Origin of the sequence: Aestuariivirga sp. (assembly GCF_044238155.1) — a bacterium.
Lineage (GTDB): Bacteria > Pseudomonadota > Alphaproteobacteria > Rhizobiales > Aestuariivirgaceae > Aestuariivirga.
The window spans coordinates 1-7,809 of sequence record NZ_JBIIDX010000159.1; the positions used below are offsets into that span (position 1 = coordinate 1).

General features: G+C 54.5%; 7 protein-coding genes. All 7 read left to right on the top strand.

Annotated elements, in window-relative coordinates:
• Positions 1 to 428: 428 nt before the first annotated feature.
• The 7 genes from rfbA (at position 429) to ACILRN_RS14415 (ending at position 7,329) form a co-directional block, all read left to right on the top strand.
• Complete coding sequence (rfbA, locus tag ACILRN_RS14385; protein WP_395689426.1) at positions 429 to 1,334, top strand: glucose-1-phosphate thymidylyltransferase RfbA; 906 nt, start codon at positions 429 to 431, stop codon at positions 1,332 to 1,334.
• On the top strand, positions 1,334 to 1,891 hold the full coding sequence (gene rfbC, locus ACILRN_RS14390) for a dTDP-4-dehydrorhamnose 3,5-epimerase (protein ID WP_395689428.1): 558 nt from the start codon (positions 1,334 to 1,336) through the stop codon (positions 1,889 to 1,891). Before rfbA ends, rfbC begins: the two co-directional genes overlap by 1 nt.
• A gap of 10 nt (positions 1,892 to 1,901) precedes the next feature.
• The gene (rfbB, locus tag ACILRN_RS14395) at positions 1,902 to 2,957 is read left to right on the top strand and encodes a dTDP-glucose 4,6-dehydratase (protein ID WP_395689429.1); all 1,056 of its coding nucleotides are present in this window, start codon (positions 1,902 to 1,904) and stop codon (positions 2,955 to 2,957) included.
• Entirely contained in the window at positions 2,958 to 3,842 is an 885-nt protein-coding gene (gene rfbD, locus ACILRN_RS14400; RefSeq protein ID WP_395689431.1) for a dTDP-4-dehydrorhamnose reductase, read from the top strand.
• 278 nt (positions 3,843 to 4,120) lie between these two features.
• Positions 4,121 to 4,801 carry an acetyltransferase gene (locus tag ACILRN_RS14405; protein ID WP_395689433.1) on the top strand — a complete coding sequence of 227 codons (681 nt, stop codon included), beginning with the start codon at positions 4,121 to 4,123 and terminating at the stop codon, positions 4,799 to 4,801.
• 5 nt (positions 4,802 to 4,806) lie between these two features.
• The gene (locus ACILRN_RS14410; RefSeq protein ID WP_395689435.1) at positions 4,807 to 6,510 is read left to right on the top strand and encodes an AMP-binding protein; all 1,704 of its coding nucleotides are present in this window, start codon (positions 4,807 to 4,809) and stop codon (positions 6,508 to 6,510) included.
• Between the two features lie 51 nt (positions 6,511 to 6,561).
• Entirely contained in the window at positions 6,562 to 7,329 is a 768-nt protein-coding gene (locus ACILRN_RS14415) for a DUF6270 domain-containing protein (protein ID WP_395689438.1), read from the top strand.
• Positions 7,330 to 7,809 lie beyond the last annotated feature (480 nt).

Below are 7,809 nucleotides of genomic sequence, written 5' to 3' on the forward strand. Positions count from 1 at the left end.
CAGGACTGCTCTACGGAAAACAACCCACAGTCACATCAAGGCCGTCAAACTCACAGACCCTGACAAACCTTAGTGGTAGGCCAAGCCGCATTAACAATCTTTTATCGCAGGTTCGGACACCGGACTTCACGGTAACCTCTCAGTTCCCAGTATACTGGTTTGTCCCTACGCATGCTGCGCGATCTACCCAAGAAGCGTAATCTTCGTCATTGCTTCAAGAGACTTCATCAATGGGCCCTGACGCTGTAGTAGCGTATCCTAGGGTGAGGGATTGCTCACGTATCTTTCCGATACCCCCTGCTCTTTGATAACAGGCTACTATATGCTCTATATTCAGGGTCCTCTTCGAGTACCTGGCAGGTCGTCCAGGGCACGGATTTGATGACCGAGTCCGTTCACCTCAATTGCTGACAACAGAACAAGGCCGAATGAAGAAGACAACAAAAGCCATCATCCTCGCCGGCGGCAGCGGCACGCGACTCTACCCGGTAACACTCGCAATATCGAAACAGTTGTTGCCCGTCTTCGATAAGCCAATGATCTATTATCCGCTGTCGGTACTGATGCTGGCAGGGATCAGGGAAGTCCTCGTGATCTCCACACCACAGGACCTGCCATTGTTCCGGGCCCTGCTGGGGGATGGCTCTGCCTTCGGGATGAGCCTGCAGTATGCCGAGCAGCCCTCGCCGGACGGGCTGGCGCAGGCCTTCATCATCGGGGAGCGGTTCCTCGATGGCGGGCCCGCCGCCCTGGTTCTGGGAGACAACATCTTCCATGGTGACCAGTTGCAGGCAAAGTGCGGCGCCGCAGCGGCTCGGACGTCGGGCGCAACGGTTTTTGCATATCACGTCTCCGACCCGGAGCGGTATGGCGTGGTCTCCTTTGATGCAGCTGGCAAGGCAACCAGCATCGAGGAAAAACCGAGGGAGCCCAAGTCCAACTGGGCAGTTACGGGGCTCTACTTCTATGATGCAGACGTTGTGGAGATCGCCAGGTCACTGAAGCCCTCACCCCGAGGTGAGCTCGAGATTACCGATGTCAATCGCACATACCTTGAGCGCGGCGCACTCAATGTGGAGCGCCTTGGGCGTGGCTATGCCTGGCTCGATACGGGAACGCATGACAGCCTGCATGATGCGGGCTCCTTCATTCGCACCATCGAGACCAGAACAGGCATCAAGGTCTGCTGTCCTGAGGAGATCGCCTTCCACTCAGGCTGGATCACGGCAGATGATGTGGCCGCACGAGCCGCAGCACTTGGCAAGACGGAGTACGCCGCCTATCTCCGCCGCATCGTGGCGGAAGGAACCACAGCGCCACGGGGCAGCAACTGATGCAGGTCACAGACATCGGCCTCGGTGTTCTCGAGATAACGCCAAAACGCCTGGGCGACGCGCGCGGCTTTTTCGCCGAGACCTGGCAGCGCAAGCGGTTTGCTGACGCGGGTGTTGCATGTGACTGGGTACAGGACAACCAGTCTCTGTCGGCGGAGGCATACGTGTTGCGCGGCCTCCATTTCCAGAAAACACCGCACGCGCAGGCCAAGCTCATAAGGGTTCTCAGTGGCTCGATCTTCGATGTCGCCGTCGACCTGCGCCCCTGGTCGAAAACCTTTGGTGGCTGGGTGTCCTGCACGCTCTCGGCCGAGGCCTTCAACCAACTCTACATTCCAGAGGGCTTTGCCCACGGCTTCCTGACACTCGAGCCCAGTGTCGAGGTGCTCTACAAGGTCTCCAGCCCGTACGCGCCCGAATGTGAACGGGCAATTGCCTGGAACGATCCCAGCCTGGCAATCGCCTGGCCGCTGCCCCCGGGCCAGGAACCCATGCAGTCGGCCAGGGATGCCGCTGCCGCACCGCTCTCCAAGATGCGGTCGGAACTCCAGTTCTAGAGGTGTTGCAATGAAAGTCATGGTTACCGGCGGATCCGGTTTCATAGGCTCGGCGGTCTGCCGTCACCTGCTACTCGATTTGGGGCTAGATGTCGTCAATATCGATAAGCTTACCTATGCCGCCACCGAGGGCGCGACGGCCATGCTCGAGCGCCACCCGGGTTACAGCTTCCACAAGCTCGATATCCGTGAGCGCGGCGCAATCCAGCGGGTGATGGAAAAGGAGGGTGTGGATGCAATCATGCATCTTGCGGCAGAAAGCCATGTCGACCGTTCGATCGATGGCCCTGGCGCCTTCATTGAAACCAACATCCTGGGTACCTATGCGCTCCTTCAGGCTGCACGTTCCTATCTTGACGGCCTGCCGGAAGAGAGGCGACTGCTTTTCCGCTTTCATCACGTGTCAACCGACGAGGTGTTTGGCGAATTGCCGCTCAGTGGCGGTCTTTTCACAGAGGCAACGCCCTATGCGCCCTCCTCGCCTTACTCAGCCTCCAAGGCCTCCTCGGATCACCTCGTCATGGCCTGGCACCACACCTTTGGGCTTCCCGTGGTGCTCTCCAACTGCTCCAACAATTACGGGCCCTTTCAATTCCCTGAAAAGCTGATCCCGCTGATGATCCTCAACGGGCTTGAGGGCAAACCGCTCCCCGTCTATGGCACGGGCGAGAATGTGCGTGACTGGCTGCATGTCGAAGACCACGCCCGCGCTCTGGCACTTGTCCTGACCAGGGGCCGCACAGGCCAGTCCTACAATATCGGCGGCCGCAACGAGCGCTCGAACCTTGCCGTTGTCCAGACCATCGCCGACCTCCTCGACGAAGCCCGTCCCCTGCCCTCAGCCTCGCGCCGCGAGCTCATCACCTTCGTGGGCGACAGACCGGGCCACGATCTCCGCTATGCCATCGACGCCAGAAAGGCGGAAGCCGAACTTGGCTGGAAGGCGCACTATGGCTTCGACACCGGCCTTCGCAAGACGATCAGCTGGTACCTTGACAATGAGGCGTGGTGGCGGCCGCTGCGCGAGGCACGCTATGCTGGTCAGCGACTAGGAGCCAATGGCTGAATGCGCATCCTCGTCACGGGAACCAGAGGCCAGGTTGCGACAGCGCTTGCAGAATGTGCGCAACGAAGAAGTCACCTCGAACTCCTTGCCTTGGGCAGGCCCGCACTTGACCTCGAACGCCACGACGAGGCCGAAGCGGTGATGATTGCTGCCAGACCTGACCTCATCGTCAACGCTGCTGCCTACACCGCTGTTGACCGGGCCGAGAGCGAGCCAGCTCACGCCTTCGCCATCAACCGCGATGGCGCTGCCACCGTTGCAAAGGCTGCGGCAAGGCTCGCTGTGCCCCTCATTCATCTCTCCACCGACTACGTCTTCGACGGCACCAAGCCAGTGCCCTATGTCGAGACTGACCCCCCGAATCCGCTCAGCGTCTATGGACGCTCGAAACACGATGGTGAGCAGGCAGTTATGGCCGCGCACCCATCAAGCATTATCCTGCGCACGTCGTGGGTGTTCAGTCCCTTCGGTACCAACTTCCTGAAGACTATGCTGCGCCTTGGAGCAGAGCGCGAAAACCTGCGTATCGTCAGCGACCAGACCGGAAACCCCACCAGTGCCATCGATCTCGCCGAGACCATCCTCAACCTTGCACCTCAGCTTTCCGCCAACCCTGCCGCAGCAAACGGTGTCTACCACCTCACGAATGCTGGTAGCACCAACTGGTACGGCTTTGCAGAAGCCATCTTCAATGCAAGTGCCAGGCATGGCAGCCGAAGGCCGAGGCTCGAAGCTATCTCCAGCACTGATTACCCTACGCCAGCGCGCCGTCCCGCGAACTCTCGCCTCGACACATCGGCATTCACAAGCCGCTTCGGCATCACGCCGGGCAGATGGGAAAATGCCGTAGAAGAGACCATCGCCCGGCTCACGATTGCCAACTGACAGGGCAATTCGTTTTCAGGTTCTCTTTCGCGAAGATGTGACTGCATCAACTACAGAACTCAGCCACGGAACGATAAACACGTTAGCTATTTCACTATCTGAAGGCGATCAACAGCCACCGCAGCGGCGGCTACTTGCCACATGATTGACCGCGGGCCCCGCCTTGGATGGGCAACGGTAACGAACGGGTGCAGCTATCGTCCACCGGGCCAGAAGCTACTGGATAAATGCCCAGAGACAAGCCATGATCCCTTCAGCTTTTAACAAAGTTCACTACAATGTTGCTGATGGAAAACTCTGGACTAAACAGGCCGCTCCAAACCATTCTGTTTGGCGTACGATCCCCGATCGTGGTCGAATTCGAGGAGGTATGCACCAGGGCTGGCGTTTCCATTATTGCAGCCGTGAGTGTCGATGGTTCACCAAGGCTCTCGAACCGCCAGGCTGTTGTCAGCCTGAAAGAGATAGGCGATCAGTTCAAGGGCTATACTTTTGTTCCCGTTGCCTTTTACCCAAGGCGCCGGCGTGCGTTGACTGATCTTGCACTGGCGAAAGGCCTGACGCCCTCCCCGCCGATCATCGATCCATCAGCCGTCATCTTCTCAAGCGCACGCGTGCACGGAGGCTCATTTGTTAATGCTCAAGCCGTTATAGGCGGATGCTCAATTATCGGTAATTTCTGTTTGGTGAACCGATCAACATCAATCGGACATCATACAATCGTCGAAGATTACGTCAGCATTGGGCCTGGAGTAACTCTTGCAAGCAATATCCGGATTGGTGAGGGCTGCGTGATCGGTGCCGGTACAACTATACTGCCAAATGTTACGATCGGCGCTGACTCCTTCATCGCGGCCGGTTCCATTGTTCGAAGGTCTGTTGAGCGGGGAATGCTGGTATCCGGAAATCCTGGTAGAGCCATTCGTCCCCACGTCCACCGCGACAATCAGGATGAGTAGGGACGATGCTGGATCTTTCGGAGCTGTGGGACAGCATCAACAAAGGCGGTAACAGACCTTTTTTCATCACGCCTGATCAAACCTATACGCATGAAGACTTCAAATTACTGGTCTGTCGCGCCAGCTTTACATTGCGTTCTTGCAAACCAATTTCAGGCGACCGAGTTATCATCTCGCTGCAAAATGAGGTATTGGCAAGCTCAGTCTTCGTCGCTGCTTTGCTTATGGGACTTGTTCCAGCAATGCTCCCTTTTGATACAGGCAAGCATCGCAAAGACTCTATCCATCGACTGCTTGAGCCTGTACTTGTTGTCGAGGGCGAGGAAATGCTCGCAAATGAAGGTTTCGAGTTGCCTGCAGAGCAAGAGCATGATCCAGAGGAATTAGCCTATCTGATATTCACCTCTGGAACAACAGGCGAACCAGCAGGTGTTGAAATCACAAGGTACAATCTGGCCTCACATCTCGGAACTCTGACCCGACTATTTCACTTCAATTCCGACACGCGCGTATTCATCCCGACGCCACTGTCGCACACTGACGGGCTCATATTTGGACTTATGCTGACAGTTTCGACCGGAGGTTCAACCATTCGACCGGGAGCACCAGATCTTTCGGACTTCGAGAACTGGATCGGAATGATCACGAAGTACAGCGCCACTCACATGGTCACGAACCCCACCGTGCTGAGCCTGATCGACCGTACAGCCGCAAGTAACAACTGTTTCAGGACGGACTTATTCAAAGGCATTCTCAGTTCTGCGTCACTGCTGCGCCCAAAACTGTGGAACCATTTCGAAGAACGGTTCGGTGTTAAGATCTACAATCTCTATGGCTTGACCGAAACGGTAACTTCCGCGTTGTATGCCGGACGTCATCCGGAAATGGGGCGCATCGGCACGCTCGGAAAGCCAATAGATTGTCAGGCACGTATTGTGCCGATGACGGCATCAGGTGGCCAGATGGACATCGGTGAGCTTGAACTCAAAGGTCCGCATGTGTTTCGTGGATATTATCAGAATTCTGCCCGGACGCAGGCTGCTTTCACACCAGACCACTGGATGAAGACAGGCGACATGGTGCGTATGCTGGATGATGGATCATTTGAATTTCTGGGCCGAGCCAAGTTGGTAATAAATTCTGGTGGCACTCTCATTCGAGGAGACGAAATTGACGAATGCCTGCTGCGCCATTCGGCTGTGCTCGAAGCGGTAACACTCGGAATCGAAGATACAACATTTGAGGAAATTGCTGTATCTGTCGTAGTGCTGTCCAATCCGGTCTCAGAAGCCGCATTGACGGATTTCTGCCGGTTGGAGCTGGAACGACTCAAGGTGCCAAAGAGGATTATTGCGGTTGCGTCCATTCCGAGAGGTGATGCCGGAAAACCCAACCTTGCCGCGCTGCGTGACTTGGTTGCTCGGCACATCGAGCGCATTGACCAATCTGATCTTGCCGATCTTGATGTCCTGCAGCAGCAACTCCTCAAATTGGCAGCTCTCGTATTCCGCACAGATCCCGACAAACTATCCTTGGCATCAAGCGCGAAGACTGTTGAGGGATGGGACAGTTTTACGCACATCAACCTTCTGCTTCAGGCAGAAGAGCACTTTTCAATTCGTATACCCAGCAATCAAATTGCCAGTACCAAAACGCTATCGGATCTGTACAAAGCGATCGTCAGGTTGAAGTCAAGGCATGTCACGTGACAACTGTGTCTGCATGTCAGATTTCCAATAAACTCTGATTACAGGTTTGCAATGACTAAGATTGCTATTCTCGGAACTTGCGCATCTGAAGACTGGTATCACCATCAAGATCCCCGTCAAAGGCTAGAGGTGAGGCTAATACCCCGATATCAGCAATCTGCTATTGTCAGCCTCAATAGCAAGCCGATTGAACTGCCACTTGATATAGAGGCCGGCCTAAGCGAGGGTGAGGCTGAGAAGTTGCGCATCGACTTTTCAAAACGCTTCCTGTCAAATCTACGGGACGTAAAACCGGATTTTCTTATAGTGGATTTGCTCCTTGATTCGCGCAGGGGAGTAGTCAGAATAGCTGATAGTGTCGTCACCAACAGCTACATCTTGCAACGCTCGTCTCTGTGGAAGACCCTGGATCAATCAAAAGTCTTCAACGCAGTGGTTGAACCAGTCAAGTATCTGGAGGAGTTTGCATACTCTGTCCGAAACCTGAGTTCATTCTTGAAAAATCATATTCCCCAATGCAGGATTATACTTCATAGGGCGAGGTGGGCCGAATATTTTCTGGATGAACGTGGCGATCTTTATCCCTTCGGGCCAAAGAAACAGGTGAATCACTTTGTCGCCAATATACGCATCAGGAAATTGGAAGAGGTATTTGAAGCTGAAATCCAGTGTGATCAAATTTCGATCGCAAACATTCCTGCTATTGCAGACAAGCAGCATATTTGGGGTTTCTCAGGCATACACTACCAAAAGGATTACTATCGGGAATTTGATAGAGAATTACGTCGGATACTGGATAAATATGCGACAGTGAATTGAACTGGGACGCCTCAGACAACATGATCGATTGGGGCGTAACTCGTAATCACTTACTTCGTGACAATTTCCAGGCTGCATGACTACTCACCTGCCTGATTATTGAACTGCTCGATAACAATGATGCTGTAGGTTCAGCCAATTCACACCACCACTCAATTTTTGAAGGACTGGTACTACAGAGGATTTCAACCCAACGGAAATCATGCAATTCGGATGCGACTTGTGATGCCGCAGTTACGGTACGATCTCTGTAAAAACCGAGACGCTTAAGGGGAAAAGGCAACACGGCCTAGTTCAACAGATTCCAAGTGCCTTGACGCATCTCAACGCCATTCGCAAGACATTGCGATTCTTGGCAGAGACTGACAATGATCTTCACAATTTCAACGACGCAATCGTTCCTCCCATCACAATAAACAAGTTCAGAGTCGCTCAAGGCTACGTTCACCATTCATTTGACGCTTACATTCCGGAGTCATG

Excerpts from the sequence above, each read along its gene's own strand:
- rfbA (WP_395689426.1), top strand. The coding sequence starts at position 429 with ATGAAGAAGACAACAAAAGCCATCATCCTCGCCGGCGGCAGCGGCACG.
- rfbC (WP_395689428.1), top strand. The coding sequence starts at position 1,334 with ATGCAGGTCACAGACATCGGCCTCGGTGTTCTCGAGATAACGCCAAAA.
- rfbB (WP_395689429.1), top strand. The coding sequence starts at position 1,902 with ATGAAAGTCATGGTTACCGGCGGATCCGGTTTCATAGGCTCGGCGGTC.
- rfbD (WP_395689431.1), top strand. The coding sequence starts at position 2,958 with ATGCGCATCCTCGTCACGGGAACCAGAGGCCAGGTTGCGACAGCGCTT.
- ACILRN_RS14405 (WP_395689433.1), top strand. The coding sequence starts at position 4,121 with ATGTTGCTGATGGAAAACTCTGGACTAAACAGGCCGCTCCAAACCATT.
- ACILRN_RS14410 (WP_395689435.1), top strand. The coding sequence starts at position 4,807 with ATGCTGGATCTTTCGGAGCTGTGGGACAGCATCAACAAAGGCGGTAAC.
- ACILRN_RS14415 (WP_395689438.1), top strand. The coding sequence starts at position 6,562 with ATGACTAAGATTGCTATTCTCGGAACTTGCGCATCTGAAGACTGGTAT.